General features: G+C 64.7%; 28 protein-coding genes. 12 read left to right on the top strand and 16 right to left on the bottom strand.

Features of this window, described 5'->3' with window-relative positions; all coding sequences use genetic code 11:
• Positions 1 to 80 precede the first annotated feature (80 nt).
• The 3 genes from fahA (at position 81) to D4754_RS16255 (ending at position 3,063) form a co-directional block, all read left to right on the top strand.
• On the top strand, positions 81 to 1,337 hold the full coding sequence (gene fahA / locus D4754_RS16265) for a fumarylacetoacetase (RefSeq protein WP_121065583.1): 1,257 nt from the start codon (positions 81 to 83) through the stop codon (positions 1,335 to 1,337).
• Positions 1,338 to 1,352: 15 nt separating this feature from the next.
• A complete protein-coding gene (gene maiA / locus D4754_RS16260; RefSeq protein ID WP_121065580.1) occupies positions 1,353 to 1,976 on the top strand; it encodes a maleylacetoacetate isomerase in 624 nt (207 codons plus the stop codon).
• Between the two features lie 148 nt (positions 1,977 to 2,124).
• Positions 2,125 to 3,063, top strand: a complete 939-nt coding sequence (locus D4754_RS16255; protein ID WP_121065577.1) for a cyclase family protein — start codon at positions 2,125 to 2,127, stop codon at positions 3,061 to 3,063.
• Positions 3,064 to 3,167: 104 nt separating this feature from the next.
• Here D4754_RS16255 and D4754_RS16250 read toward each other — a convergent pair whose 3' ends face one another.
• On the bottom strand, positions 3,168 to 3,560 hold the full coding sequence (locus tag D4754_RS16250) for a RidA family protein (RefSeq protein WP_121065940.1): 393 nt from the start codon (positions 3,558 to 3,560) through the stop codon (positions 3,168 to 3,170).
• Positions 3,561 to 3,702: 142 nt separating this feature from the next.
• Here D4754_RS16250 and D4754_RS16245 point away from each other — a divergent pair, with 142 nt between their 5' ends.
• The 3 genes from D4754_RS16245 (at position 3,703) to D4754_RS16235 (ending at position 6,997) form a co-directional block, all read left to right on the top strand.
• A complete protein-coding gene (locus tag D4754_RS16245; protein ID WP_121065573.1) occupies positions 3,703 to 4,401 on the top strand; it encodes a glutamine amidotransferase-related protein in 699 nt (232 codons plus the stop codon).
• A 303-nt stretch (positions 4,402 to 4,704) separates the two neighbouring features.
• Positions 4,705 to 6,375: an ABC transporter substrate-binding protein gene (locus tag D4754_RS16240; RefSeq protein ID WP_121065570.1), complete on the top strand. Its 1,671-nt coding sequence runs from the start codon at positions 4,705 to 4,707 to the stop codon at positions 6,373 to 6,375.
• A 130-nt stretch (positions 6,376 to 6,505) separates the two neighbouring features.
• On the top strand, positions 6,506 to 6,997 hold the full coding sequence (locus tag D4754_RS16235) for a DUF2165 family protein (RefSeq protein WP_121065567.1): 492 nt from the start codon (positions 6,506 to 6,508) through the stop codon (positions 6,995 to 6,997).
• Positions 6,998 to 7,134: 137 nt separating this feature from the next.
• On the opposite strand, the gene D4754_RS16230 is transcribed toward D4754_RS16235, so the two are convergent.
• Entirely contained in the window at positions 7,135 to 7,869 is a 735-nt protein-coding gene (locus tag D4754_RS16230; protein ID WP_121065564.1) for a gamma-glutamylcyclotransferase, read from the bottom strand.
• 142 nt (positions 7,870 to 8,011) lie between these two features.
• Between D4754_RS16230 and D4754_RS16225 the strand changes: the two genes are divergently transcribed.
• Positions 8,012 to 8,491 carry a VOC family protein gene (locus D4754_RS16225; protein ID WP_121065561.1) on the top strand — a complete coding sequence of 160 codons (480 nt, stop codon included), beginning with the start codon at positions 8,012 to 8,014 and terminating at the stop codon, positions 8,489 to 8,491.
• A 188-nt stretch (positions 8,492 to 8,679) separates the two neighbouring features.
• Here D4754_RS16225 and rplT read toward each other — a convergent pair whose 3' ends face one another.
• The 4 genes from rplT to pyk form a co-directional block, all read right to left on the bottom strand.
• Positions 8,680 to 9,045 (bottom strand): 50S ribosomal protein L20, encoded by a 366-nt coding sequence (gene rplT / locus D4754_RS16220; protein WP_121065558.1) that lies wholly within the window; start codon positions 9,043 to 9,045, stop codon positions 8,680 to 8,682.
• A 15-nt stretch (positions 9,046 to 9,060) separates the two neighbouring features.
• Positions 9,061 to 9,261 (bottom strand): 50S ribosomal protein L35, encoded by a 201-nt coding sequence (gene rpmI, locus D4754_RS16215; protein ID WP_121065555.1) that lies wholly within the window; start codon positions 9,259 to 9,261, stop codon positions 9,061 to 9,063.
• A 255-nt stretch (positions 9,262 to 9,516) separates the two neighbouring features.
• Positions 9,517 to 9,789 (bottom strand): hypothetical protein, encoded by a 273-nt coding sequence (locus D4754_RS16210; RefSeq protein WP_121065552.1) that lies wholly within the window; start codon positions 9,787 to 9,789, stop codon positions 9,517 to 9,519.
• Positions 9,789 to 11,237: a pyruvate kinase gene (gene pyk / locus D4754_RS16205; protein WP_121065549.1), complete on the bottom strand. Its 1,449-nt coding sequence runs from the start codon at positions 11,235 to 11,237 to the stop codon at positions 9,789 to 9,791. The genes D4754_RS16210 and pyk overlap by 1 nt, the downstream gene beginning before the upstream one ends.
• Before the next feature lie 248 nt (positions 11,238 to 11,485).
• Here pyk and D4754_RS16200 point away from each other — a divergent pair, with 248 nt between their 5' ends.
• Positions 11,486 to 11,818 (top strand): DUF1244 domain-containing protein, encoded by a 333-nt coding sequence (locus D4754_RS16200; RefSeq protein ID WP_121065547.1) that lies wholly within the window; start codon positions 11,486 to 11,488, stop codon positions 11,816 to 11,818.
• A gap of 9 nt (positions 11,819 to 11,827) precedes the next feature.
• On the opposite strand, the gene D4754_RS16195 is transcribed toward D4754_RS16200, so the two are convergent.
• From D4754_RS16195 to dgcN, 5 genes are all read right to left on the bottom strand, one after another.
• Positions 11,828 to 12,787: an alpha/beta fold hydrolase gene (locus tag D4754_RS16195; RefSeq protein WP_121065544.1), complete on the bottom strand. Its 960-nt coding sequence runs from the start codon at positions 12,785 to 12,787 to the stop codon at positions 11,828 to 11,830.
• A gap of 75 nt (positions 12,788 to 12,862) precedes the next feature.
• Positions 12,863 to 14,125: a NupC/NupG family nucleoside CNT transporter gene (locus D4754_RS16190; protein WP_121065541.1), complete on the bottom strand. Its 1,263-nt coding sequence runs from the start codon at positions 14,123 to 14,125 to the stop codon at positions 12,863 to 12,865.
• 225 nt (positions 14,126 to 14,350) lie between these two features.
• The gene (locus tag D4754_RS16185; protein WP_121065538.1) at positions 14,351 to 15,211 is read right to left on the bottom strand and encodes a D-amino-acid transaminase; all 861 of its coding nucleotides are present in this window, start codon (positions 15,209 to 15,211) and stop codon (positions 14,351 to 14,353) included.
• A gap of 11 nt (positions 15,212 to 15,222) precedes the next feature.
• Positions 15,223 to 16,188 carry an N-acetyl-D-Glu racemase DgcA gene (dgcA, locus tag D4754_RS16180; RefSeq protein WP_121065535.1) on the bottom strand — a complete coding sequence of 322 codons (966 nt, stop codon included), beginning with the start codon at positions 16,186 to 16,188 and terminating at the stop codon, positions 15,223 to 15,225.
• Between the two features lie 99 nt (positions 16,189 to 16,287).
• Positions 16,288 to 17,289: an N-acetyltransferase DgcN gene (gene dgcN / locus D4754_RS16175; protein WP_121065532.1), complete on the bottom strand. Its 1,002-nt coding sequence runs from the start codon at positions 17,287 to 17,289 to the stop codon at positions 16,288 to 16,290.
• Between the two features lie 354 nt (positions 17,290 to 17,643).
• Here dgcN and D4754_RS16170 point away from each other — a divergent pair, with 354 nt between their 5' ends.
• A complete protein-coding gene (locus D4754_RS16170) occupies positions 17,644 to 18,603 on the top strand; it encodes an L-malyl-CoA/beta-methylmalyl-CoA lyase (RefSeq protein WP_121065529.1) in 960 nt (319 codons plus the stop codon).
• A gap of 59 nt (positions 18,604 to 18,662) precedes the next feature.
• Here the strand turns inward: D4754_RS16170 and D4754_RS16165 are convergent, their stop codons facing one another.
• The 4 genes from D4754_RS16165 to D4754_RS16150 form a co-directional block, all read right to left on the bottom strand.
• Positions 18,663 to 18,944, bottom strand: coding sequence for a hypothetical protein (locus tag D4754_RS16165; RefSeq protein WP_121065526.1), 282 nt, complete (start codon positions 18,942 to 18,944; stop codon positions 18,663 to 18,665).
• Positions 18,937 to 19,539: a DUF2953 domain-containing protein gene (locus D4754_RS16160; RefSeq protein ID WP_121065523.1), complete on the bottom strand. Its 603-nt coding sequence runs from the start codon at positions 19,537 to 19,539 to the stop codon at positions 18,937 to 18,939. The genes D4754_RS16165 and D4754_RS16160 overlap by 8 nt, the downstream gene beginning before the upstream one ends.
• 18 nt (positions 19,540 to 19,557) lie before the next feature.
• Positions 19,558 to 19,920: a GerW family sporulation protein gene (locus tag D4754_RS16155; RefSeq protein ID WP_121065520.1), complete on the bottom strand. Its 363-nt coding sequence runs from the start codon at positions 19,918 to 19,920 to the stop codon at positions 19,558 to 19,560.
• A 1,468-nt stretch (positions 19,921 to 21,388) separates the two neighbouring features.
• Entirely contained in the window at positions 21,389 to 21,841 is a 453-nt protein-coding gene (locus tag D4754_RS16150; protein ID WP_121065517.1) for an Lrp/AsnC family transcriptional regulator, read from the bottom strand.
• Between the two features lie 72 nt (positions 21,842 to 21,913).
• On the opposite strand from D4754_RS16150, the gene D4754_RS16145 reads away from it, so the two are divergent.
• The 3 genes from D4754_RS16145 to D4754_RS16135 all read left to right on the top strand — a co-directional run bounded on the left by D4754_RS16145 (position 21,914) and on the right by D4754_RS16135 (position 24,679).
• On the top strand, positions 21,914 to 22,510 hold the full coding sequence (locus D4754_RS16145; protein WP_121065514.1) for a LysE family translocator: 597 nt from the start codon (positions 21,914 to 21,916) through the stop codon (positions 22,508 to 22,510).
• Between the two features lie 128 nt (positions 22,511 to 22,638).
• Positions 22,639 to 23,601 (top strand): acetyl-CoA carboxylase carboxyltransferase subunit alpha, encoded by a 963-nt coding sequence (locus tag D4754_RS16140; RefSeq protein WP_121065511.1) that lies wholly within the window; start codon positions 22,639 to 22,641, stop codon positions 23,599 to 23,601.
• Between the two features lie 85 nt (positions 23,602 to 23,686).
• Positions 23,687 to 24,679 carry a 2OG-Fe(II) oxygenase family protein gene (locus D4754_RS16135; protein WP_121065508.1) on the top strand — a complete coding sequence of 331 codons (993 nt, stop codon included), beginning with the start codon at positions 23,687 to 23,689 and terminating at the stop codon, positions 24,677 to 24,679.
• A gap of 4 nt (positions 24,680 to 24,683) precedes the next feature.
• Here D4754_RS16135 and D4754_RS16130 read toward each other — a convergent pair whose 3' ends face one another.
• Positions 24,684 to 25,331: a GntR family transcriptional regulator gene (locus D4754_RS16130; RefSeq protein ID WP_121065937.1), complete on the bottom strand. Its 648-nt coding sequence runs from the start codon at positions 25,329 to 25,331 to the stop codon at positions 24,684 to 24,686.
• Positions 25,332 to 25,388 lie beyond the last annotated feature (57 nt).

Below are 25,388 nucleotides of genomic sequence, written 5' to 3'. Positions count from 1 at the left end.
GTAACGCAGCATCGCGTCCGGCTGTTATCGAAAGCCCGCGCGCCACCTGTTGATCCGCCACGACCATCAAAGGATTTGCCATGCCGCTGACCAAAAGCTGGGTTACCGCCGCCAACGACCCCGATGGCCCCTTCCCGCTCGACAACCTGCCCTATGGTGTCTTTTCCACCGATACGCTCGACCCGCGCCCCGGAGTCGCCATCGGGGATCAGATCCTCGACATGGCAACCGCCGAATCCACCGGCCTGGTCCAGCTGACCGAACTGCCGCTTTTCGATGCGCCCTACTGGAACGAGCTGATGGAGGAAGGCCCCGCCGTCTGGGCCGCGTTGCGCGACCGGCTGACATCGCTGCTGAAGGACGGCGCGCCCGAGCGCGCGAAGGTAGAACCGCTGCTGGTGCCCATGGCCGAGGCAGAACTGCACATGCCTTTCATGGTCTGCGAATACACCGATTTCTATGCTGGCCGGCACCACGCCACCAATGTCGGCACCATCTTCCGCGGCGCCGATAACGCGCTGCCGCCGAACTGGCTTCACATTCCCATCGGCTACAATGGCCGCGCGTCCACCGTCGTGGTCAGCGGCACCGACATCACCCGCCCTCTTGGCCAGACCAAGGCGCCCGATGCCGAAAGCCCGTCCTTCGGTCCCTGCCGCAGGCTCGACATCGAGCTGGAGCTGGGCGCCATCGTCGGGACCGGAAACGAGATGGGAGAGCCCATCACGCTCGACCAGGCCGACGCGATGATCTTCGGCTACGTGCTGCTGAACGACTGGTCGGCGCGCGACATACAGGCGTGGGAATACCAGCCGCTGGGGCCGTTCCAGGCCAAGGCGTTCGCCACGTCGATCTCCCCTTGGATCGTGACGAAAGCCGCGCTGGAGCCCTTCCGCGTGAACGCCCCCGAACGGCTGAAGCCCCTCCTGCCCTACCTGCAGGACACCGGGCCGATGTGCTACAACATTGCGCTGGAGGTCGAGATGGCCCCGCCGGACGGCGAGGCCCAGACCATCGCCCGCACCAACGCGCGCGAGCTTTATTATTCTTCGGCTCAGCAGTTGACCCATCACGCGCTCTGCGGATGCGAGATGAACACGGGCGACCTGCTGGGCTCCGGCACCATTTCCGGCCCCGAAAAGGACCAGCGCGGGTCGCTGCTGGAGCTGACATGGTCCGGGAAGGAACCGCTGCATCTCTCCGACGGCACCGCGCGCAGTTTCATCGAGGATGGCGACACGCTGACCCTGAAGGGCTGGGCGCAAGGGGACGGCTACAAGATCGGCTTCGGCGACTGTACCGGGACGATCCTGCCCGCGCCCACGATGCCCAAGTAGAGAAAGGCGCTGGCCATGTCCAAAGCTGTGCTGTTCGACTTCCCCAATTCATCGGCCAGCTACCGCGTTCGGATCGCGCTGAACCTTGCCGGGATCGCCTACGAGAAGGTCTTTGTTGACCTCGAGACAGGCCAGCAGAAGGCGCCCCGGCATCTGGCGCGCAACCCGCAAGGGTTCGTGCCGGTTCTGGAGATCGACGGGCTTCGGATGACGCAATCGCTGGCCATCCTCACCTATCTCGACACGACCCGCGATCTGGGGCTGCTGCCGAAGGATCCCGCGATGCGCGCGAAGGTCGAAGCTCTGGCCCATGCCATCGCCGTCGACATCCACCCCATATGCAACCTGCAGGTCGCAAAACACGTGACCGAACTGACCGGCGATCCCGACACCCGACCGGCATGGTCCCGCCACTTCATGCGCCCCGGCATGCAGGCGTTCGAGGCGATGTTGGCCGAATTCGGCGGCCCGTTCTGCTGTGGCGACGCGCCGATGCTGCCCGACATCTGCCTGATGCCGCAGGTCTACAACTGCCGCCGCTGGGGGGCCGAGATCGACGACCTGCCCCGCACGCTGGAAGCTGTCGCCGCCTGCGAGGCGCTGCCCGCGTTCCGGGATGCGCACCCGGACATGGGCTGACACGCACCCGCATGTCGCGAACGCCCTCCCCGTCAACTCTCGTGTAACTCTTGACCTGACAACCCTCAGGAATGTTACCTTCCACGTGCCGCCGCACCGCACCGGATCAAGACAGCCGGGCGGGCGGCGCGCGTTAGGGAGGAAGACAATGACCAAGACCTTAATCGCGGGCCTGGCCTGCGCGATGTCCATCTGTGCCGGCACGGCTTGGGCGCAGGACTGCGAGCCGTCGCCATGGGGCGCGGATGACCAGCTCGGCTCCGCCAACCTGGTGACGCCCGAACGGACGCTGGAGGCGCTGAAGCTCGTCAAGCAGGGCAAGTCGGTGCCGCTGGGCATCACCATCGATCCGTCCACCCCGGCCTTTCCGCCGCGGTCGCTGTCCCTGCAGATCGTCCAGCCGGGCCAGCAGGGCGGCCAGCGCGTGTTCGGCGACGGCGTCTACAATGACGACATCCTGCAGACATGGATCGGCATCGGCAGCCAGATCGACGGGCTGGGCCATGTCGGCGAAGGCGGCATGTATTACAACTGCAACGACGAGAAGGAGTTCGCACAGCTGACCGGCCTGACGAAACTGGGCACCCACGCGATCCCGCCGCTGGTTGGGCGGGCCGTGATACTCGACATGGCAAAACAAGCCGGGAAAACAACACTGGACGCCGGTGAAAGCTTTGGCGAGGCCGAGATCAAGGCCGCCGCCGATGCGCAGGGGGTCACCTTTGCCGAAGGCGACATCATCCTGTTCTACACCGGCTGGACCGATGCCAAGCTGGACAGCGACCCGGCCGCCTGGGGCAGTGCCGAACCCGGGATCAACAACGAAGGCGCGCGCTATGTCGCGTCGCTCAAACCCATGGCCGTGGGCGCCGATACATGGGGGGTGGAGCCCGTGCCGCCCGCGGAGGGCGACGGGCTGTTCTACGGCCACACGATCTTCCTGAAGCAGAACGGCGTCTACCTGCTGGAAAACATGAACACCGGCCCGATCCTTCAGGACGGCGTGAACGAGTTCATGTTCGTCCTGGGCCAGCCGCGGATCCGCGGCACGGTGCAGGCGATGATCAACCCGGTCGCCCTTTACTGATGGACCGGTAACACCAGGCCCCGGACCGGACGGCATCCCATGCGCCGTCCCGAATCCGGGCGCAGCAAGGCCCTTGCTTCAGGGGCCTTGCACCTCAGGGTGGCTCAGGGCGCGGCGGCCCAGACCTCAACCTCGACCAGGAATTCCGGCCGGGTGAAACCCGACACGATCAGCAGGGTCGATGACGGCAACTCCGGCCCCGCGTCGGCCAGGAACCGGTCGCGCGCGGCCATGTAGGCCTGCATGTGCTCGCGTCCCGTGACGTAGGCCGAGACGTGGAACACGTCGCCCGGCCCCATCCCGGCCTCGGCCAGCACCGCGCGGATCGTGGCGAAACAGATCTCCGCCTGGTCTTCGGCGCTCTTCGGTGTCGTACCGTCTGTCGCCAGCCCGAGTTGACCGGATGTCCGGACGATCCGGTGCCCGGCCGGAACCTCGACCCCATGAGCATACCGCGCGAAAGGCGGCGCGACGGACGGCGGCGACAAGGAACGCATCGACATAACTCCGTTTCTGGCTAGGTTGGCGCACAGATTGTGCCAGCCAGTTGGTTTAGCCAAGCCGATCTATGCAGTTTCGACCAGGCTTTACCTAGTGTAAGGCGGGACTGGTCGCAAAACGCTTCGCTTGGAGAAACGCATGAAACGCCGTGTCCTTCTTGTTCGCCATGATGATGGGCCGAACGACGACCGGATCACAACCTATTGCCGGCATCGCGGATTTATCGCCGACATCCGCCGGCCGTTTCTGAACGATTCCCTTGGGACGCTGTCCGAGGACCTCGCCGCCGTCGTCTTCTATGGCGGCAAGTACAACGCCTATGACACCGACGTGCACCCCTTCCTGAACGCGGAATACGAGATGATGGGCAAGGCGCTGGATGCCGGCCTGCCCGTGCTGGGGATCTGCCAGGGCGCGCAGATGCTGGCGTGGCATCAGGGCGCGTGGGCCGGCGCGCCGGATCACGGCCAGCACGAATTCGGCTTGTATGAAATCACGCCCACGGACGAGGCCGGCGATTTCCTGACCGGGCCGCTCTACGTGACGCAATCCCACTACCACACCTTCGAGCTACCCGAAGGCGCCGTGCACCTTGCCCGGTCCGAGTATTTCGAGAACCAGGCCTTCCGGCTGGGCGACAAGACATACGGGCTCCAGTTCCACCCGGAACAGATCGCCGCCGGGCTGCGGCGCTGGCAGAAGGCAGATATCGGCCTGGCCGGCAAACCCGGCGCCCAGTCAATCGACGAACAGAACGAATTGCTGGCACAGCACGAAGCGGATCAGGCCCGCTGGTTCCTGCGTTTTCTCGACCGTTTCTTCGCGCCCACAGCCTGAACTCTACCGCAACGTGATCGCCCTTGTCCGACTGGTTGCTGGACAGGCTGGCGCCCGCAGACTACCCTTGCGCTTGTCACTGATAACAAGGGAATGGGCATTCGGAACCAGCCGTCAGGTTTGCACATATCCCTTTCGCGGCCAACGGCCCGGACCTCCGGCGCGCCCTGTCAGCCTCCCGTTTCCAATCGACGATGCGATGTCAACCCGCTTGGGTTGACTCGTCCCGGAACCGCCGGGCACAAATTCGCCACGATGCGAAAGCACAAGAAAACAGAAAAACAACCGACAGAGAGGACACCCATGACCTTCAAGACCCGTACCGGCAAACCGTTGCCCGAGGTCATCGTCGAATCCGGCCGCAAGATCGGCCCGGATGCCGACCCGATGACCCGCCGCGAATTCATTGCCACGGCCTGCACCTTCGGCGCCACCGCCGCCACCGCCTACGCGATGCTTGGCCTGCCCGCACCGGCGCACGCCCAGAACACGTCCGACTACAAGCAGGGCGGCACCGCCCGGCTTGAAATGCAGATCTTCGCCATGAAGGACCCGCGCACCTACGACTGGAGCCAGCTGGCCAACGTCTCTCGCGGGTGGATGGAATATTTCGTCACCTACGAAAACGACGGCTCGTTCCAGCCGCAGCTTATCGAAAGCTGGGAGATCAATGACGACGCGACCGAGTACACGCTGAAGGTTCGCCAAGGCGTGACGTGGAACAACGGCGATCCGTTCACGGCCGACGACGTCGTCCGCGTGATCACCGACTGGTGCGACAAGAGCGTCGAGGGGAACTCGATGGCCGCGCGCTTCGCCTCGCTGATCGGCCCCGATGACAAGCTGATCGACGGCGCCATCACCAAGGTCGACGACCACACAGTGATGCTGAAATCGCCCGTGTCCGATATCACGCTGATCGCCGGCATGGCCGACTATCCGGCGGCCGTCTATCACAAGGACTACGACCCGTCGAAAGCGGTCGAGAACCCGCTGGGCACCGGGCCCTACATCCCGGAATCGATCTCGGCCGGTCAAAGCGCCGTGCTGGTCAAGAACACCGATCACAAGTGGTGGAACGAAGGCAACGGCGCCTGGCTCGACCGGATCGAGTATACCGACTATGGCACCGATCCGTCGGCCTGGGTGGCCGCCGCGGAGGGCGACGAGGTCGACATGCTGTATTCCGTCGATGGCGACTTCATCGACATCATGGCCGTGCAGGACGGCTGGACCGAGCATGACATCGCCACCGCCTCGACCGTCGTCATCCGCCCCAACCAGCTGGCGGAAGTGGACGGCAAGAAGGTCTATGCCGACAAGCGCGTGCGCCAGGCGATCCAGATGGCCGTGGACAATGACGTGATCCTTGAACTGGGCTACGGCAACCGCGGCCAGAAGGCCGAAAACCACCATGTCGGCCCGATGCATCCGGAATACTACCCGCTGCCGCCGCAGAAGGTGGACAAGGCCGGTGCGCTGAAGCTGATGCAGGAAGCCGGCATGGCCGATTTCGAACACGAGCTGATCTCGATCGACGACGGCTACCGCAAGGACACCACCGACGCCGTGGCAGCCCAGCTGCGCGACGCCGGCATCAAGGTGAAGCGGACCGTCCTGCCCGGTTCGACCTTCTGGAACGACTGGACGAAATACCCGTTCTCGTCGACCAACTGGAACCACCGTCCGCTGGGCGTCCAGATCCATGCGCTGGCCTACAAGTCGGGCGAGGCGTGGAACGAATTCGGCTGGTCCAACGCCGAATTCGACAAGCTGCTGGAGCAGGCCCTGGCCACGGCCGACGTCGACAAACGGCGCGAGATCATGGCCAAGACCGAAGCGCTGATCCAGGAAGAAGGCGTGACGATCCAGCCCTACTGGCGGTCGCTCTACAACTTTACCAAGTACAACCTTGCCGGCGGTGCGCACCACATCGCCTTCGAGGTCCGTCCGGCCGAACTGGCCTGGACCTGATCTGATCCAGAGGGGGCCGCCGCAAGGTGGCCCCTTTTCCGTCCGCCCCGCTGGTCCGCTCCCGATGGTCGCAAAGCGCCTGACCGGCCCGGCGGATTGCCCCCTTCACGAACCGGCCTGAGCCCATCAGATGCCCGACCCCCTGATCCTTCTGGCCCAGTGCTTTGCCGTGTCCGCCCTTGCGGGCTGGATGCTGACCGGTCTGTGGGACAACCTTGCCCATCCCCGCATCAATGCCGATCTGGTGGACGAGGTCCTGACGCTCGCGCGTCTCAAGACCGACTACCCCGATGCCTATGCCCGCCTGAAACATCGCGAGGTCCGGTCGCCCGCCTTTCGCCGGACGGTCTTCGGTCTGGCCATCGCGCTGGAAAGCGCCGCGGTATTGGGACTGGCCTGCGGCAGTGTCCTGTTGTTTCTGGCCATGCTGGGCATCGTGCCAGCCACGCTCGCCCGCTCCGCGGCGCTGATCGGGACGGTGCTCTTCTCATCCGTCTGGGCGGGGTTCGTGATCGCGGGGAACTACTTCTGCTACTGGTGCGGCCACGAAGGCGCCCAGAACACGCATTTCCAGCTGCTGCTCTGCGGTCTGGGCACGATGATCCTTCTGATCCTGCCCTGAACACCCGCCGTCTGTCACGGCCGTCCGGGCCCGGATCGCGCCCGATGCAGGTCGGTGGATGCGGCACGCATCCGCCGGGGTGGGTGGGCGGGCCGGCGAGGGCGCGATCCGGGGCCGGACCTTCGCGCAAGGGCTGATTACTCCGCCGCGAGCCCGTCCCGATAGGCCTGCGCGGCGGACAGCAGCGCCGAGACATCGGGATCGTCGATCCCCATGGCGGTGAAATGGCCTGCAAGGTTGGCGACGTAATCGAAACTCGATCCACGCCGCCCAACACCCGTCGCGCAGCATTGAACCTGATCTTCCCAGCAAAGGTCGGGATGGATGTTGTCGGCCTCGTGATTGGCCACGAAGGTCACGGCCTCGAGCGTTCCGATATCGGTTTCCACCGGGATCGCGGTCTCGATATAGGCCGGCCCGATCCGTTCGCGCTTCCACAGGATGATCGTTTCTTCCTCGATGATCTCCTTCGGGATCCGGAAGATCAGCCCGTCGCAGCCCTCCCCTTCGTCCAGCGCGGCCATAACACCCGGACGCCCGGGCGACCCGCGGGCGCCGAAATTGTCCTTCAGGATGAAACGACGCACATGGTTGGGGGCATGGGCACGGCGCACCTCGGAAAAGCGGATCGCGGGGTCCCACATGAGCGAGCCATAGGCGAAGATCCACAGATCCTCGTCCCGCCGCCCTTCCAGCAGCTGGCAGCGCAGTGCCTCCCGCTGGGCATCGGGCTGGCGCCAGTCGGGCGGGATGTTGTTGGCCTTCATGACCTCGTCGAACTCCGAAGGCTCGAAAGTGCGGAAATAAGATTCCAACGGATCGTGGATCAGGGCACGCAGTTCGGGATGATGCTGGAACGGATCAGGGGTCATGCTGTCTCGCTGTTCGGGGCCAGATGCGATCCTATCCTGTCAGGCATCGTCAGGAAACCTTCACTGGCGCACAGGCGCCATGCTGGATTTTGACCTTCGTCATGTCTATTGCCGGCAATGTGCAACAACGGGAGAACCCCGCATGGACCCTTCAAACAAGGCACCCAAGGTCAAGACCTGCCTGTGGTTCGACGGCACCGGAGAGGAAGCCGCGCGCTTCTACGTCTCGCTTCTGCCGGACAGTTCCCTGAATGTCGTCAGCAAGCCCGATCCGGATGCGCCCGCGCTGATCATCGAATTCACGCTGGCGAGCGTGCCGTACCAGATCCTGAACGGCGGTCCGACCTACACGCTGACGCCCGCCACGTCGATCTCGGTCCTGACCGACGACCAGGCCGAGACGGACCGGTTGTGGGCGGCGCTGGTGACGGATGGCGGGGCCGAGGGCATGTGCGGCTGGTTGGTCGACCGGTTCGGCCTGTCCTGGCAGATCGTGCCAAGGGGGCTTCTCGCCTATCTGGGAGCCGAGGATCGGGAGGCCGCGGGGCGCGCGCATGCGGCGATGATGCAGATGAGCAAGATCGACCTGCCCGCGCTGGACGCTGCCTTCAACGCCGGATGATGCGTCCCGCCACGGATCGCGCGCCGGTCGCCCCACCCACCTCCCCCGGGGCCTGCGCGATCCGCGTAGCCCCCGTCGCGCCCGCCGCGCGATCCGTGGCGGGCCGGGCGGCAGGGTGGGAACCGGGCAAAAAAAACCCGGCCTTTTGAGGGGCCGGGTCCGGTCTTGTCCAGAATGGTCTGCGGCACTTATGCCGGCAGCGCACCTTTCGCCTGCTCGACGATCGCGGTGAACGCTTCGGGCTCGTGCACGGCCAGATCGGCCAGCACCTTGCGGTCCACTTCGATGCCGGCCAGCGACAGGCCGTTGATGAAGCGCGAATAGGTCAGCGATTCATCGTGCGAACGGACGGCCGCGTTGATCCGCTGGATCCACAGGGCGCGGAAATTCCGCTTGCGGTTCTTGCGGTCACGGGTGGCGTACTGGTTCGCCTTGTCGACGGCCTGCTTGGCCACCTTGAAGGTATTCTTGCGACGGCCGTAATAGCCTTTCGCCGCCTTTACGACCTTCTTGTGACGGGCGTGGGTGACGGTTCCGCTTTTGACTCGAGACATCTGAAATCCTCCTGATCAGCGGTCGTAGGGCATGAAGCCCTTGACGATCTTGGCATCGGGGGCGGACAGCGTGCTGGTGCCCCGCGCGTTGCGGATGAATTTCTTGGTCTTGTTGATCATGCCGTGGCGCTTGCCGGCTTGTCCCGACAGGACCTTGCCGGTCGCCGTCACCTTGAAGCGCTTCTTGGCGCTCGACTTCGTCTTCATCTTGGGCATTTCAGGTCTCCTGACGTGTTGGAGGACGATGAAGCGCGACTCGGCATGCCACTCCGGCCGGCCGCGCACGGGTTGAGAGCGCGCACATACGCAACCCTTCCCCCCGACGCAAGCCCAAATCCCCTGACCGACCGCCATTACAGGCGCGGATCGCCTTCGGACGGGCGGTGCCTGCCGCAGGCAGGCACCGGGGTGGGCGGGCGGGCCCGGCCGAAGGCGATCCGCCTCCCGGAACCGGGAACTGCCCTCTGCTGCCTAGAAAGGCACCAGCGGCGCGATGACGCGATAGAAGATGTCGGGGATCTCGGCCAGTGTGTACGACTGCCGCACCACCGCCGAGCCTACAAGGATCGCCCCGGACACCCCGATGATCCAGGCTGTCCAGGGCGTCCGCCGCTCGGCCAGGGCGGCCAGACGCGACGGGATGTAAAGGCACAGGAAGAAGAGCCCCAGGATCAGGGAAACGTCCGGCGTCAGCGGAACAAGATCCGCTAGGCGCCGCAGGAAACCCCACCCGGATCGGTCCATCAGCCGGGTTCCGAGCTGTAGATCAGCCGCTCGTCACAGGGCGCCACGCGCAGGATGTTCGTCGTGCCCGGCATGTTGAAGGGCACGCCCGCGGTCACGACGATCTGGTCATCGTTCCCGGCAAACCCGCCCGCGCGCGCCGCGCGCACCGCGTTGACCACCGCCTGCTTGAACCGCGAAAGCTCGGCCGTCATCACGCATTGGCACCCCCAGCTCAGCGCAAGACGCCGGGCCGTGCCGCGATAGTGGGTCATCGCCACGATCGGCACGCCGGGGCGTTCCCGCGCGGTCAGCAGCGCCGTCGTGCCCGATTGCGTGAAGCAGCAGATCGCCTTGATCTCGGTCGTCTCGGCGATCTCCCGCGCGGCGGCCACGATGGCCTCGGCCACGCCGCCGCCCCGATGTTCCCCGCGCGAGGCGCGGATGATCTGGGCATAGTTCGGGTCCGCTTCGATCTCGGTCGCGATCTGGTCCATCATCGTCACCGCCTCGACCGGATACTGCCCGGCCGCGGATTCGGCACTCAGCATGATCGCGTCGGTGCCTTCGTAGATCGCCGTCGCCACGTCCGACACCTCGGCCCGGGTGGGCAGGGGGCTGGCCGTCATGCTTTCCAGCATTTGCGTGGCCACGATCACCGGCTTGGCCGCCGCCCGGCAAAGCCGGATCATCTTCTTCTGCAGCGGCGGCACGGCGTGCACGGGCATTTCCACGCCCAGATCGCCACGGGCCACCATGATCCCGTCACACGAGTCTAGAATGGCTTCGAAGTTTTCCATCGCCGCGGGCTTTTCGACCTTCACCATGATCGCCGCGCGTCCATCGACCAGGGCGCGGGCTTCGTGCACGTCCTCGGGCCTTTGCACGAAGCTGAGCGCCAGCCAGTCGACCCCCAGCTTGCAGATGAATTCCAGGTCCTCGCGGTCCTTTTCCGTCAGCGCGGCCAGCGGCAGGATCACGTCGGGCACGTTCACGCCCTTGCGGTTGGAAATCGTGCCGCCGGCGATCACCCGGGTTTCCGCGAAATCGGGGCCGCAGTTTTCGACCCGCAGGCGGATCTTGCCGTCGTTCACCAGGAGGTTCGCACCCGGTTTCAGGGCGGCGAAGATCTCGGGATGGGGCAGGTACACGCGGGTCGCGTCCCCGTCCGCATCGTCCAGGTCGAACCGGAACGTCGCCCCGATCTCCAGCTCTTCCGCTTCATTCGCGAAAGTGCCCACCCGCAGCTTCGGCCCCTGAAGATCGCCCAGGATCGCGATGGGGCGGTCCACGTCGCGTTCGACTTCGCGGATGATCCGGTGCTTTTCGCGGATCTCCTCGTGGGTGCCGTGGCTCATGTTCAGCCGGAACACGTCGGTTCCCGCTTCGTGGAGCGCACGAATCATGTCGTAAGTTTCAGACGCGGGCCCGAGCGTGGCCACGATCTTGACGTTTCTATTGCGGCGCAAATGCCTGTCCTCCAATAAAGACGCCGCCCCCTCCCTATCGGCGCAGCGCACGAAGGCCGAACGGCCCCCGCGTTGATCGGGGTTATTTCAGACGACGTTAACGCAAACAATTGCGCGCGAAGCCGCGGGGGCAATTCGGTCTGCGAGTGTGGGACCGCTGCCGCGCCTTTCGATCCCCGGCGTCCGACCCTATGTTGAAGGCAACACGGTCAGGCCGTTCAGGCCGGCCCGACGAGAGGAGACCCGAGATGTCCGAACTGTCCAGCACCGACCCGACCGAGATCGAGCTTCAGGCCGCCGCCTTCCGCCGGCTGCGCCAGCACCTGATGGAAGACCGCCCCGACGTGCAGAACATCGACATGATGAACCTGGCCGGGTTCTGCCGCAATTGTCTGAGCCGCTGGTACCAGGAAGCCGCCGCCGAACGCGGGATCGAGATCGGCAAGAACGAAGCACGCGAGATGTTCTACGGCATGACCATGGACGAATGGAAAGCCCGGCATCAGACCGAGGCGACCGACACCCAGAAAGACGCGTTCAAGACCGCCTTCGCCGAGAACGTCGGCACCGACAAGGCCTAGGCCCTGCCGTCAGGCCGTCTTCGCTGCCATGCGCCGGATGAAATCGGCGCAGGCCTCGGGCGCGGTGATCGGGATCATGTGGCCGCGGTCGGGCAGGGTTTCGAACTCCAGCCCATGGGCCTGCATGTTCGCACCATGCTTTTCGGGCGCCAGCAGCGCGTCTTCGGCGCCAAACAGCACCCCGCCCGGCGCCTTCAGGTCGGCGCCGTAGCGCGCTTCCTGCGCGGCGATGGTCTTGTGGCTCATCACGTAGTCCGCAGATGTGGCGACGATGCTTTGCGGGCGCATGCCCAGCACGCCGCCCGCGCGGATCACGAAGTCTTCCGGCCACGGCTCGGGCGCGAAGACCATATTCAGCGTCTCCGCCCCCTTTTTCTGCGCCATCGGCACCGCGACCGTGGTCGCCAGCAGCCGCCGCATGAAGGGGGACGGGATGTTGATGCCTTTGAAAGCCTCGATCTCGCCGTCCTCGTAGGCCGTCAGCGGACAGATCAGAGCAAGGCTCGCCACCAATTTCGGCCGGTCGAGCGCAAGCGCCAGCGACACCGCGCCGCCCAGCGAATGGCCGACCACGGTGGCGCGCTTGATGCCCAGAGCGTCCAGCGCCTCGCCAATCATGCGCGCCTGTTCGGGCAGCGCGGCCAGATCGTCGCTGCTGCGCTGTGAATACCCGCAGCCGGGGCGGTCGATCACGATGACGCGGTAATCGGCCTCCATCAGCCCGGAGACGGCATAGGTGAAGTGCTGAAGATAGCCCCCCAGCCCGTGGATCATGACCAGCACCGGCGCATCCCGCGGCCCGCGATCAACGTAATGGATGGCCCCGCCGCGCACCTTCACGATCTGCCCCACCTGCGGCACGGCGTTTTCCGCCGCCCGGGCCAGCGCGCGGGTCTTCATCATCTGCCCGCCGATCAGGACGACCGCAATCAGCGGGATGAGTGCCAGTACCAGACCCAGAATTTCCATCACCGTCCCCTTTTACGACGTAACCTTGGCCCGACCTTAGGACGGACAGTGCCACCCGAACAGTGAGACCTTTCGTCAGCCGAACGACATCGCCCCGATCACCGCGCCCGTCATCAACGTGGTCAGCGTGCCCGAGACAAGCGCCTTCATACCCAGTTCCACGATCTCCGGGCGCCGTTCCGGCACGATGGCCGACATGCCCCCGATCATGATCCCGACCGATCCGAAATTGGCGAAGCCCGCCAGCGCGTAGGTCATGATCAGCCGGGTGCGTTCCGACAGCGTGGTGTCCTGACCCAGTTCGGCGAAGGCCACGAATTCGTTTACGGCCGTCTTGATCCCCAAAAGGCTGCCGGCCTTGCTGGCTTCCTCCCACGGGACACCGATCAGCCACGCCACGGGCGCGAAGAGCCAGCCGAAGATCTTCTCAAGCGACAAGTCCCAGCTTCCCGACGCGGCCCCAAGGATCTGGTCGATGATCGTGACGATGGCTACAAAGACGATCAGCGTCGACACCACGCCCGCCAGCAGCAAAACCCCGTTCTGCGTCCCCTTCGTCAGCGCGTCGATGGAGCTTGTCGCTTGATCCTCCGGCGCGTCCTCGGGCAGTTCCTCGATATCGCCCGGGGTCGTCGGCACCATGAGCTGCGCCAGCATCAAGGCGGCAGGGGCCGAGATCACCGAGGCCACGATCAGGTGCCCCGCCGCATCCGGCACGACGCCCTGGATGATCGAGGCATAAAGAACCAGCACCGTGCCCGCGATGGTGGCGAGCCCCACCGTCATCACGGCGAACAGCGCCCCGCGATCCATGACCCGCATGTAGGGTTTGATGAAAAGCGGCGCCTCGATCATCCCCATGAAGATATTGGCGGCCGCAGACGTCGCGATGGGCCCCGACACGCCCATCGAGCGCTGCAGGACCACCGCAAATCCCTTCACCACTTTCTGCAGGATGCCCCAGTAGAACAGCAGGCTCGTCAGGGCCGAGACGAGCAGGATCAGTGGAAACGCCTGAAAGGCCGGCAGGAAGGCATTGGCCGGGTTCGTCACGTCGAAGGGCGGGGGCCCGCCGCCCAGATAGCCGAAGACCAGCTGCACGCCCTTGCCCGTCGCGGCCTGCAGCGCCGTGACGCCACGGCTAACGCCGGCGAAGGCGGCCTCGATCGCCGGGACGTTCAGCATCAGCGCGGCGATGATCAACTGCATCCCTATGCCCACCGCGACGATCCGCGCGGCATGCTTCATATCAAGCGGTTGCGACCGGTCCCGTATCGCCCAGGCAAAAACCGGGATGACGATCAGGCCGATGACACTCTGCAATTGTACCGGGAACATGGGCGCTCCATCCTGCTTGAAACGCGCCTTCGGATGGCAACGCGTCACGACCGTGCACAATACAGTCGAGACACTGTCAGAAATCAAGCGCGCGGTGCCGTGGCATCGTACACGCGATTGCGACGGCCCAAGGCTCTTCAAGGTGCCTTGGGACGTGCTTTATCAAAGCACTTCCGAAAACCGTTTTCAAACGGCTTGCCCCGGACAGACGGTTTCCGGGCCGACCTAGATCGCTGCCTTCAGGCTTTCTTCCAGGTAGATCTCGCGCAGGCGCGCGGCCACCGGGCCCGGTTCTCCGGCGCCCACCGCGGCGCCGTCGATCTCGACCACCGGCATCACGAAGCTGGAAGCAGAGGTCACGAAGGCCTCGTCCGCCGCCTTGGCCTCGTCCACCGTGAAGGGACGTTCTTCCACCACCATCTGCGCTTCCTTGGCAAAGCGCAGAACGGCGGCGCGAGTGATCCCGTGCAGGATGTCGTTCGACGTCTGCCGCGTGATGATCTTGCCGTCCTTCACGATATAGGCGTTGTTCGACGTCCCTTCGGTCACGTGCCCGTCTTCAACCAGCCAGGCATCATCGGCGCCCGCGGCCTTGGCCATCATCTTGCCCATGGACGGGTACAGAAGCTGCACCGTCTTGATGTCGCGCCGTGCCCAGCGCTGATCCTCGATGGTGATGATCTTCCAGCCCACTTTCGCGGCCGGCGCATGCGCCAGCCCCGGCTTCGACTGGGTGAACAGCACGATCGTGGGCTTGGTTGTTTCCGGATCCGGGTAGACGAAATCCCGGTCCCCGGCCGACCCGCGCGTGACCTGCAGGTAGACCATGCCTTCGACGATCTCGTTCTTCGCAACCAGTTCGCGGTGAACCTCCAGCAGCTCCTCCCGCGTGGTGGGGTTGTTCATGTCCAATTCGCCCAGCGACCGTTCCAGCCGGGCGTAATGGCCGTCGAAATCGATCAGCTTGCCATCGAGGACGCTCGTCACCTCGTAGACGCCATCCGCCATCAGGAAGCCCCGGTCGAAGATCGAAATCTTCGCCTCGTCCTCCGGCAGGTATTCTCCGTTCACATAGACCGTACGCATGGGCCTTACTCCTATCCCCAAAGCGACGCATCCGACGGATGCACGCCTTTTTCATCATAAAACAGCGGCTTTTCGCGATCTTCAGCCAAAAGCAAGGGCCCGTCCAGATCCACCACCTCGGTGCCCTGCGCCACCAGCACCGCCGGCGCCATCGCCAGCGACGACCCCACCATGCAGCCGACCATGACCTGGAAACCTTCGGCCCGCGCTGCATCGCGCAGCGCCAGCGCCTCGGTCAGACCGCCGGTCTTGTCGAGCTTTATGTTCACCATGTCGTACTTGCCGATCAGCTTCGGCAGATCCGCCCGGTCGTGGCAGCTTTCATCGGCGCAGACAGGCACCGGCCGGTCGATACCAAGAAGCGAATCGTCATCGCCCGCGGGCAGCGGCTGTTCCACCATCGCCACGCCAAGGCGCAGAAGATGCGGCGCCAGATCGGCATAGATCTCGGCCGACCAGCCTTCGTTCGCGTCCACGATGATCTTCGATTTGGGTGCACCGGCGCGCACCGCTTCCAGCCGTGGCATGTCATCGGGCGTGCCAAGCTTGATCTTCAGAAGCGGCCGATGCGCGTTCTTCGCGGCTTCGGCCTTCATCTCGTCCGCGGGCAGCAGTGAGATCGTGTAGGCGGTGATCTCCGGCCCCGGCGCGGGCAATCCGGCCAGTTCCCAGGCCCGCTTGCCTGCCTTCTTGCACCCAAGATCCCACAGCGCGCAATCGACGGCATTCCGCGCAGCACCCGCCGGCAGCAGGTCATACAGATCAGCGCGCGTGAACGCCTCCGGCAGCCCGGCGATCTCGGCCTCGACCGAATCCAGCGTCTCGTCATAGCGCGCGTAAGGCACGCACTCGCCCCAGCCCGCGTGATCGCCATCCTTCAGCGTCACGCTCAGCACCTGCGCTTCGGTCCTCGCCCCCCGGCTGATCGTAAAGACCTGAGCCAGGCGGAAGACATCCCGCGTCACGATCCGCTCCATGCGCCTGCCCCTTCTTCTCTTTCCAAATACTCCCGCCGGAGGCACCCGCCGGGAGACGTGTCGGACCGGCCCGCTCAGGGCTACCGGTCAGACCCGGTTTCAGATTTTCGCCAGCGCATCCACCAGCTTGCCCGCGCCGGTCCGGAACGGATCGACGGCCGGCAGGCCCATCCGGTCTTCGGTCGCCTTCAGGTGATCCAGCGCCTCGGCCTCGGACATTGCAGCGGTGTTCACCGACACGCCGATGACCTGGCAATCCGGGTTCGCAACCTGCGCCAGCGACAGCGCCATGTCCCGCACGGCTTCCAGCGTCGGCAGCTGATAGCCCGGCAGGCCGCGCATGTGGGCGCGGGTCGGCTCGTGGCTCAGCACCAGCGCGTCGGGCTGGCCACCATGGATCAGGGCCAGCGTCACGCCGGAATAGGACACGTGGAACAGGCTGCCCTGCCCTTCGATGATGTCCCAGTGATCGGGGTCATTGTCGGGCGTCAGGTATTCGATGGAGCCGGCCATGAAATCGGCAATCACGGCGTCCAGCGGCACACCATCGCCGGTGATCAGGATCCCGGTCTGGCCGGTCGCGCGGAAGGAGCTTTTCATGCCGCGCTTGCGCATTTCCTCGTCCACGGCCAGTGCCGTGTACATCTTGCCCACGGAACAGTCGGTGCCCACGGCCAGCATCCGCTTGCCGGTACGCTTCTCGCCATTGGCGATGGGGTACTGGACCGACGGGATCCGCACATCGTGCAGCATCCGGCCGTTGGCCTTGGCCGCCATCACCAAGTCGGCCTCGTTCCGCAGCAGGTTGTGCAGGCCAGACGCAAGGTCAAAGCCCATCGACAGCGCCTCGATCAACACGGCCTTCCACTTGTCCGAAATCACGCCGCCCCGGTTGGCTACGCCGATCACAAGCGTCTTGGCACCGGCGGCCTTGGCCTCTTCCAGCGTCATGTCGTTCAGGCCCACGCTCACGGCGCAGCCCGGCAGGCGGAACTGGCCCACGGCGTTGTCGGGGCGCCAGTCGCGGATGCCTTGTGCCACTTTTGCAGCCAATTGGTCCGGAGCGTCGCCCAGGAACAGAAGATACGGTGTTTCGATCATGGTGTCAGACTCCCGTCTTTGGACGAACTGTAACGCGCCGCGTCAGGCGATCCAGCCGATGAGATGGCATATCATTTCGCCCGGATTCGGGAAGGGCGAATTGCCCCGGATTGAGGCAAAGCTTTGAAACAACTGCGCGATCCGGCCCGTTCCGGCCTAGGGCCACGGCCCTGAAACCCATCGGTCCAGACCGAATGCATTGGCCTCTCATATCGGGGCCGCGCATAAGCTTCCATATCCTTTCGGCCAATTTTCTGCACTTGCACAGTAGCCCGCGTAATTTTATATCACAATCAAAGCAGGATTGAGAAAGATCCTTACCTTCACCCTTCGAATCGAACGAGGTTTTGCCCAATGAGTTTCCGTGTCCAGCCTGCTCCGCCCGCGCGTCCGAACCGGTGTCAGCTGTTCGGCCCGGGATCGCGTCCGGCGATCTTCGAAAAGATGGCAGCCGGCGCGGCCGATGTCATCAACCTCGATCTGGAAGATGCCGTAGCCCCCGATGACAAGGCCGAGGCGCGCAAGAACATCATTCAGGCCATCGGCGATATCGACTGGGGCAAGAAGACGCTGTCTGTCCGGATCAACGGTCTTGATACGCCCTATTGGTACCGCGACATCGTCGACGTCGTCGAACAGGCGGGCGAGCGACTCGACATGATCATGATCCCGAAAGTGGGCTGTGCCGGCGACATGTATGCCGTTGACGCGCTGATCACCGCGATCGAGCGTGCCAAGGGCCGGACCAAGAAGATCGCGCTTGAAGTGATCATCGAAACCGCCGCGGGCATTGCCCATGTCGAAGAAATCGCCGCCGCCTCGCCGCGCTTGCAGGCCATGTCGCTGGGGGCTGCCGATTTCGCGGCTTCGATGGGGATGCAGACCACCGGCATCGGCGGGACGCAGGAAAACTATTACATGCTGCGCGAAGGCCAGAAGTACTGGTCGGATCCGTGGCACTGGGCGCAGACCGCCATCGTCGCCGCCTGCCGGACCCATGGCGTGCTGCCTGTCGACGGGCCCTTCGGCGACTTTTCGGACCCCGAGGGCTTCAAGGCGCAGGCGCTGCGGTCGGCCACTTTGGGCATGGTCGGCAAATGGGCGATCCACCCCAACCAGGTCGCGCTGGCGAACGAGGTCTTCACCCCGTCCGAGGCCGCGGTGGCCGAAGCGCGCGAGATCCTGGCCGCGATGGAAGACGCCAAGAAATCCGGCACGGGTGCGGCCGTCTACAAGGGCCGGCTGGTCGATCTGGCGTCGATCCGTCAGGCCGAAGTGATCGTGGCGCAGTCGGAACTGATCTCCGCCGCCTGAACCATATGTACCATCAAAGCGCGCGTGGCCCCGGGGCGGCGCGCGCTTTGTCTTTCAAGTCATTGCGTTTCAGTGGATTCAGCAGCGGCCCGGATCGCCTCCGATGCGCCGGGGCACAGGTCATCGACCTCTTCGACCGTCATCTCGTCCCCGTTGGGCGCCATCGCTTCCAGCTCTCCGTCGCGGCACAAGATCACGGCCAGCGGCCATTTCGCGCCCGTGAAGCCGCTACTGCCCTCCGTCCAGACGCTCCGTTCCACCCGGACCACGGCGGCCACTGCGCCGCCCGGAATGCGCAGCGGCGTATCAAGAACGACCCGGTGCTTGCGGGAGTCACTCATCTTTTCGCGCACGGTAAAGGGCCAGGCCAAAGCGCACGGCGGGCGGGATCAGCGCGATCGGGCGCAGTTTCAACGCGGCGTCGACTTCGCCTTCCAGGACCTTCCGGTTGAAATCGGGACGCAAGGCAATCTCTGCCGGCCACACCCCGCGTGCGCCATACAGGAACGACATCGACTTGCCGTAGATCTCTCCGGTCTCGGCCGGGTCGCCGGTCCCGTAGACAATATCGGCCCGCAAGTGCACGAAATGAATGACGTTCAAAAGGTCGCGCAGCAACCGGAACGCCGCCGGAAGGATCTGGCGCACGGGCGGGATCTGACGTTTTCCCGATTTGGGCTTGGGGGATTTCTCCGGCTTCTCCGGCGCTGTCTTGGCATCCTCGACGTTCCCCCTGTCGCTGTCGAACAGAACGATCTCGGGCGCGAGGCCACCAAGGACCGCGGCGGCAACCCGCAGATGCGCCGGATCTTCGCCGATAGTGCTGCCGCGGAACCGGACGTGAACGGGGAAGATGACGAGGATCAGAACGACGGCAGCTGCCAGCCCCAGAAGGGCCAGCAGCACAAACAACACGTCCCAGATGACATCGGGCACGAGACCGCCGTCGGGGCGTCAGGTGTCCGAATCGTCCTTGTCCTTGTCGGACTTGTCCTTCCGCTCCATCGCCTTGCGCGCCACATCTGCCAGATTGGCAATGATGGCCGTGGCCGTGCCCTGCACCGCTTCGACTCGCGCGCCGGTCTTGTCGATGATGATCGCGCCCACGGGCTTGATCCCGCCACCGGCGCCGGCACCCGCACCGGGACCCGACTTCACGTTCGATCCGGCGGCGACGCCGAAACCGAAGCCGAAGCTGACCATGGGAATCACCGTGGCGCCTTCGCCCTTGATCGGCTCGCCCAGAACATTGCGGGCATTCAAAAGCTTATCCAGCTCGGCAACAGTGCCTTTCAGCAGGTTTTCGACGTCGTCCATCACATTCACTCCCAATATCGCTACAGGCACGATACTGCTGAAATATGATCTGGAAACCAATCTTCCAGTTCCGTCGCAAATTTGATTGATTGCCTGGCACCGGCTTGCATCGGCCCCACGGGCCGCAAACGCGATCGGAGCCGACCGGCAGGTCCCACCACTATGGCCCTGCCGGTGCGGCTCCGTTCAGCACGCTCTCTTGATACGGATCCCGTACCGATATCCCCATGGGCCACCCAGCCCTGAACCGGTTCGGTTATCTGCGCCGCCCACCCCTGGCCGGCACACCGTGCAGTCTTGTTGTTTTCTGTTGTTTCGCCCGGCACTTCTGCGCGGGGTTTGAATTTCTCCGTCGGGCCCGGACACCCCTATCCGGGCCCAATGAGAAATATCACCGCGGTATTCCTACCGCCTTCCGTCCTGATCCTGCGCCCGTTGCTGACCCCCCCGGCCCCAACACCCGCCACGTTTCTTCTCCGGTCTTGCCGGTTCCTGTCCGCATCCACCACAGTGCGTCGGGAACCATCGGAAAATAACGTGTTATCAAGACAGTGCCGAATTTTCCGGCGTACTCGTTAAAAGAACTTCCAGTCGTCTAACCCTTACCACTCTCACCTCGTCTCCACACATACAGGTCTAAATGATTCGCCGCCCGTGCACCTTGATCTGAGTCACATCCAACACCTGTTTTGATCCGTAACCGGCCCAGATATAAACAATTTGAAATGGGTCAGGCGGGCTGCATGGCCTGCGAAACGCATGTCACGGTCGCCGAACGGATCGGATCAGGATTTCGGGAAAGAATGTCCGCGCTGGCGGCGTCAGGGCCAGGGACGCAAACACTGCCCCTGAAAAGGCTTCGGAGCCGCCCGGCAAAACCCCACCACAGGTTCTGCCAACGCGACTCCGAAAATTCGAACTGCTCCGTGCAGGGAGAGACGGCGCCGTTGATCCATGTGAGGCCCCCGACCCCGGATCCTGTCTGCCGCTGCGTGGCCGCTTGGGCCCTGCGCTCTGCCGTGCTGCAAGTGCAGCCTTTATGTGCTATCCCGCGCCGCGTTTCGCGGGCTGATTGGCATCGCTCCGATGGGCCCGGCCACCCCTGACCGGGCCCAAGGAGAGAGTAATGCGCACGGCTTCTGAACCGTGCTGCGCGTCCCTGAAACCGCCTCTGCCGTGGACCCCCCGGCCCTGGCCAATGCGACGCGTACCTTCGGTAACCGGATCCGTTGCGCACCCACCACGATGCTTTGCCGGATCCCCGTCAGTCTGCGTTTTTCAGAGATTTGCCGAATTTCTTCCGACTGGCTGAACTTCAGCCCTTCTTGCCGTTCACCCCGGATACTCCCACCGTACCCACGGTCATAGGTGTACCTGCGCGGCCCCTTTGATTCCTTGATCTGGATCATGTTGGGGAATTTTTGTCGGGCCGGCAGCATTTTTCTGTCGGGACGAGGGTCATTTCATGTCAGGCGCGTAGATCCTTGCTCGATCCCATGACGACGTAGCTTGTCAGCGCCGTGACATGGGGCAGCGTGCCCAGCACGTCGGTGTGGAAGGTCTTGTAGGCCACCAGGTCGGCGCATTCCACACGCAGCAGGTATTCGATGGTGCCGGTGATGTTGTGGCATTCCACCACCTCGGGCACGTCCTGCAGCGCATCTTCGAACTGGGTCTGCGCGGCTTTCGTGTGTTCGTTCAACCCGACGCCGATATAGGCGACGAAGGCTTTGCCCATCGCCGCGCCGTTCAGTACCGCGCGGTAGCCCTTTATCAGGCCCGACCGCTCAAGCTCCTGCACGCGGCGCAGGCAGGCCGAGGGCGAGAGGCCGATGCGCTCCGCCAGGTCCAGGTTGGTGATCCGGGCATTGCGCTGAAGTTCCCGCAATATCCGGTCGTTTATCTTGTCTGTCTTCGTCATTTGTTGCAGGGATACCCGGTTAGGTCGCAGTTTTGCAATTTCATTCGCCGGTTTCAGGCAGATACTTGCGCCATGACCTACGAACTCCTCCTTGCGCTTGCGCTCTTTGCCTTCGTCTCGTCGATCACGCCGGGGCCGAACAACCTGATGCTGATGGCGTCGGGCGCGAATTTCGGGCTGCGGCGGACGCTGCCCCACATGCTGGGCGTGTGCCTTGGCTTCACCTTCATGGTGGCGCTGGTGGGTGCAGGGCTGATGCAGGTCTTCGACATGGTGCCCTACAGCCACATGGCGCTGAAGGTCGCGAGCGTGGGCTACCTTCTGTACCTCGCATGGAAGATCGCCAATGCCGGACCAGCGAAGGGCCGCGACGGCAGCGGGCGGCCGATGACCTTCCTGCAGGCAGCGGCGTTCCAGTGGGTGAACCCCAAGGCCTGGGCGATGGCGTTGACCGCCATCACCGCCTATGCGCCGGATCGCAGCCTGCTGGCCGTGGCGGTCGTGGCCGGCGTCTTCGGGCTGGTGAACCTGCCATCGGTCACAAGCTGGGCCGTGCTGGGCCAGCAGATGGCCCGCGTGCTGACCAACCCGCGGCGGCTGATGATCTTCAACTGGACAATGGCCGGGCTGCTGGTGCTCTCGCTCTACCCGGTGATCCGGGGGCACTGAACCTGCCGGATCGACATGCCTCTGCCACGAAACCGTGCAAGGGATCGCGCCGCGGGCCAAGGGGTGAGTTGCATCCGCCCGCCTAGCCGCCATATACCGTCCCGAACCGTTAGCGAGATCCCCGGCACATGACCCAATATCTGGAATTCGAGAAACCGCTGGCCGAAATCGAAGGCAAGGCAGAAGAACTGCGAGCGCTTGCCCGTGACAATTCCGGTATGGATGTGGGCGACGAAGCCACCGCGCTGGACGCGAAAGCGGCCACGCTGCTGGTCGATCTCTACAAGAATCTCACGCCCTGGCAGAAGTGCCAGGTGGCCCGTCACCCCGAACGTCCGCATTGCCGCGACTACATCCATGCGCTGTTCCAGGAATACACGCCGCTGGCGGGCGACCGGAACTTTGCCGACGATCTGGCCGTCATGGGCGGGCTGGCGCGGTTCAACGACCGGCCGGTGATGGTGATCGGGCACGAGAAGGGCCACGACACCAAGTCCCGGATCGAGCACAATTTCGGCATGGCGCGCCCCGAAGGCTATCGCAAGGCGATCCGGCTGATGGAGATGGCGGGCCGGTTCGGGCTGCCGGTGATCTCCATCGTCGACACGCAGGGCGCCTATCCCGGCAAGGGGGCCGAAGAACGCGGCCAGTCGGCGGCTATCGCGAAATCGACGGAAACCTGCCTGCGCATTCCCGTGCCGCTGGTCAGCGTCGTCATCGGCGAAGGCGGGTCCGGCGGGGCGGTGGCCTTTGCCACGGCCAACCGTGTCGCGATGCTGGAACATTCCGTCTACTCGGTGATCAGCCCGGAAGGCTGTGCCTCGATCCTGTGGAAGGATTCCGAGAAGATGCGCGAAGCGGCCGAGGCGATGCGCCTGACGGCGCAGGACCTGATGAAGCTGGGCGTCATCGACCGCATCATCGCCGAACCCCGCGGCGGAGCGCACCGCGATCCCGAGGCCACGATGGAAACGGTCAGCCAGGCGATCACGGCCATGCTGGATGGGCTGGACGGGCTGGACGGTCCGCAACTGGTATCGGACCGGCGGAAGAAGTTCCTTGCCATGGGCAGCCAGAAGCTGAGCGCCTGAGGCCCTCCCCCGCGTCACAGAGTTTGATTTGACACCTCCGATTCGGCGGGCCTAGCGTGGCCGTTGCCAATCGGGAGGTTTCGTCATGGATCTGGCAGAGCAGACATCGCTCGACATCGTCGATATCAGCGCGCTGTTCGGCCCGCCCGGCATGGCGCGCGATGCCACTGACGCAGCGCTGTGGACCGGGCTGCGGCGCACGGGCAGCGTGGTGATCACGGGCTACCCGGATGCCGACAAGGTCGACGGGCGGGCGCGCATCGGGTTGAAGGTCTTCGACCTCCCGCAGGACATGCAGCGGACGCTATACACGAAGCGTCTGAACCCCGGGAACACGAACCTCTATCGCGGCTTCTGGGCGCTGACGCCGAACCGGCGGCTGCAGAACGACTTCTACGACGTTGGCCCTGAAACACCGGGCACCGGCCCCGATCTGCCCGGCATCGATTTCCTAACGGAACCCACGCCGTGGCCGGATCCCGAACCGGAACCCGGCTGGCGCCAGACGGTGCAGGCGCATTTCGACCATCTGAACGGCGTGGCCATGGCGATGATCGCCTCGATCGGCCGGTCGGCGGGGTTCGATGACGCGGTGATCGCCGAACGGTTCGACGGCACGAATTCCACCCTGCGGTTCCTGCACTATCCCGCGGGCGCCGTTACCCCGATGGAGGCGGAGGACGGCGCGCTTCTATCCGCCGTGCGGCATACGGATTCGTCGGGCCTGTCGCTTCTGTGGCAGGACACGACGGGGCTACAGGCCGAAGGGCAGGACGGGATCTTCCGCAACATCCCGCGCATGGAGAACGCGATTTCCGTCCATGTCGGCGATGTGATGACCCAGATGACCAAGGGCGTCGTTCCGGCAACACCGCACCGGGTGCTGCATACCGGCGACGCATCGCGCCATTCGGTGGGCTTCTTCCTTGAACCCGCGCTGTCCGCCCCTGTCACCCCGGCCGACCACCCCGTAGGCAAACCCGCGGTGCAGGACACCTACGCCTTCCAGCTTCTCCGCACCCTGTCATCGCGCGTGGAATGGGACGGCATCGCCAAGGACCCGGCCGAAGCCCTGTAACGCCTCACCCCGCGAGGTGCCGCAGCCCTTGCGTCACATCCGACCGCACGGCAAGCCTGAGCCCGGGCTCGTCCCCTGCCCTCAGCGCGGCAAGGATCGTGCGGTGGAAGGCCGGCGGCTCCGTCCGGCCAAGGCGGCCGTACAAGGCCCGCATGGTGGGCCCCAGCTGCAGCCAGACGGTCTCTGCCATGGCGAGCATCGCGGGCGCCTGCGCCCTCAGGTACAGCGCGCGGTGGAATTCAAGGTTGGCACGGATATAGGCCACCGGATCGCGGGCGGCGACGGCGGCGCCGATGGTGGAATTGATGGTCTGCATCCGTTCAATCAGCGCGAAGTGCGCGCGCGGCAGGGCGCGACTGGCTAGCTCGACCTCCAGCAGCGCCCGCAGCGCGGCCAACTCCTCGATCCGGTCGTTCGACAGTTCCGGCGTGGATACCCGGCCCGAGCTGGAGAGCGTCAGCGCGCCTTCGGCGGTCAACCTGCGCACGGCTTCGCGTGCAGGCGTCATCGACACATCGAATTCCCGCCCGATGCCTCGCAAGGTCAGCGCCGCACCGGGGGCGAGGTCACCGTACATGATCCGCGTGCGCAGTGTCCGGTACACCCGGTCATGCGCTGCAGGGGCGGCATCGGTGGAACGTGCGGAGTTCATTGGCTCCCCTGCCCGGACCGGGCGGGCCAGCGGATCGGGCGGGCTGCGCCCCTGGCC

The sequence above is a fragment of the Chachezhania antarctica genome (genome assembly GCF_003646465.1).
GTDB classification, from domain to species: Bacteria; Pseudomonadota; Alphaproteobacteria; order Rhodobacterales; family Rhodobacteraceae; genus Chachezhania; species Chachezhania antarctica.
This window is presented reverse-complemented; position numbering and strand designations above follow the sequence as displayed.

Coding starts and splice junctions, on each gene's coding strand:
- D4754_RS16255 (WP_121065577.1), top strand. CDS start 2,125: ATGACCAAGACCTTAATCGCGGGCCTGGCCTGCGCGATGTCCATCTGT.
- D4754_RS16135 (WP_121065508.1), top strand. CDS start 23,687: ATGGATCTGGCAGAGCAGACATCGCTCGACATCGTCGATATCAGCGCG.
- D4754_RS16140 (WP_121065511.1), top strand. CDS start 22,639: ATGACCCAATATCTGGAATTCGAGAAACCGCTGGCCGAAATCGAAGGC.
- D4754_RS16235 (WP_121065567.1), top strand. CDS start 6,506: ATGCCCGACCCCCTGATCCTTCTGGCCCAGTGCTTTGCCGTGTCCGCC.
- D4754_RS16170 (WP_121065529.1), top strand. CDS start 17,644: ATGAGTTTCCGTGTCCAGCCTGCTCCGCCCGCGCGTCCGAACCGGTGT.
- fahA (WP_121065583.1), top strand. CDS start 81: ATGCCGCTGACCAAAAGCTGGGTTACCGCCGCCAACGACCCCGATGGC.
- D4754_RS16145 (WP_121065514.1), top strand. CDS start 21,914: ATGACCTACGAACTCCTCCTTGCGCTTGCGCTCTTTGCCTTCGTCTCG.
- D4754_RS16245 (WP_121065573.1), top strand. CDS start 3,703: ATGAAACGCCGTGTCCTTCTTGTTCGCCATGATGATGGGCCGAACGAC.
- D4754_RS16185 (WP_121065538.1), bottom strand. CDS start 15,211: ATGCGTACGGTCTATGTGAACGGAGAATACCTGCCGGAGGACGAGGCG.
- D4754_RS16225 (WP_121065561.1), top strand. CDS start 8,012: ATGGACCCTTCAAACAAGGCACCCAAGGTCAAGACCTGCCTGTGGTTC.
- maiA (WP_121065580.1), top strand. CDS start 1,353: ATGTCCAAAGCTGTGCTGTTCGACTTCCCCAATTCATCGGCCAGCTAC.
- dgcN (WP_121065532.1), bottom strand. CDS start 17,289: ATGATCGAAACACCGTATCTTCTGTTCCTGGGCGACGCTCCGGACCAA.
- D4754_RS16165 (WP_121065526.1), bottom strand. CDS start 18,944: ATGAGTGACTCCCGCAAGCACCGGGTCGTTCTTGATACGCCGCTGCGC.
- D4754_RS16230 (WP_121065564.1), bottom strand. CDS start 7,869: ATGACCCCTGATCCGTTCCAGCATCATCCCGAACTGCGTGCCCTGATC.
- D4754_RS16130 (WP_121065937.1), bottom strand. CDS start 25,331: ATGAACTCCGCACGTTCCACCGATGCCGCCCCTGCAGCGCATGACCGG.
- D4754_RS16240 (WP_121065570.1), top strand. CDS start 4,705: ATGACCTTCAAGACCCGTACCGGCAAACCGTTGCCCGAGGTCATCGTC.
- D4754_RS16150 (WP_121065517.1), bottom strand. CDS start 21,841: ATGACGAAGACAGACAAGATAAACGACCGGATATTGCGGGAACTTCAG.
- D4754_RS16250 (WP_121065940.1), bottom strand. CDS start 3,560: ATGCGTTCCTTGTCGCCGCCGTCCGTCGCGCCGCCTTTCGCGCGGTAT.
- D4754_RS16210 (WP_121065552.1), bottom strand. CDS start 9,789: ATGGACCGATCCGGGTGGGGTTTCCTGCGGCGCCTAGCGGATCTTGTT.
- rplT (WP_121065558.1), bottom strand. CDS start 9,045: ATGTCTCGAGTCAAAAGCGGAACCGTCACCCACGCCCGTCACAAGAAG.
- D4754_RS16200 (WP_121065547.1), top strand. CDS start 11,486: ATGTCCGAACTGTCCAGCACCGACCCGACCGAGATCGAGCTTCAGGCC.
- D4754_RS16155 (WP_121065520.1), bottom strand. CDS start 19,920: ATGGACGACGTCGAAAACCTGCTGAAAGGCACTGTTGCCGAGCTGGAT.
- D4754_RS16195 (WP_121065544.1), bottom strand. CDS start 12,787: ATGGAAATTCTGGGTCTGGTACTGGCACTCATCCCGCTGATTGCGGTC.
- D4754_RS16190 (WP_121065541.1), bottom strand. CDS start 14,125: ATGTTCCCGGTACAATTGCAGAGTGTCATCGGCCTGATCGTCATCCCG.
- rpmI (WP_121065555.1), bottom strand. CDS start 9,261: ATGCCCAAGATGAAGACGAAGTCGAGCGCCAAGAAGCGCTTCAAGGTG.
- dgcA (WP_121065535.1), bottom strand. CDS start 16,188: ATGGAGCGGATCGTGACGCGGGATGTCTTCCGCCTGGCTCAGGTCTTT.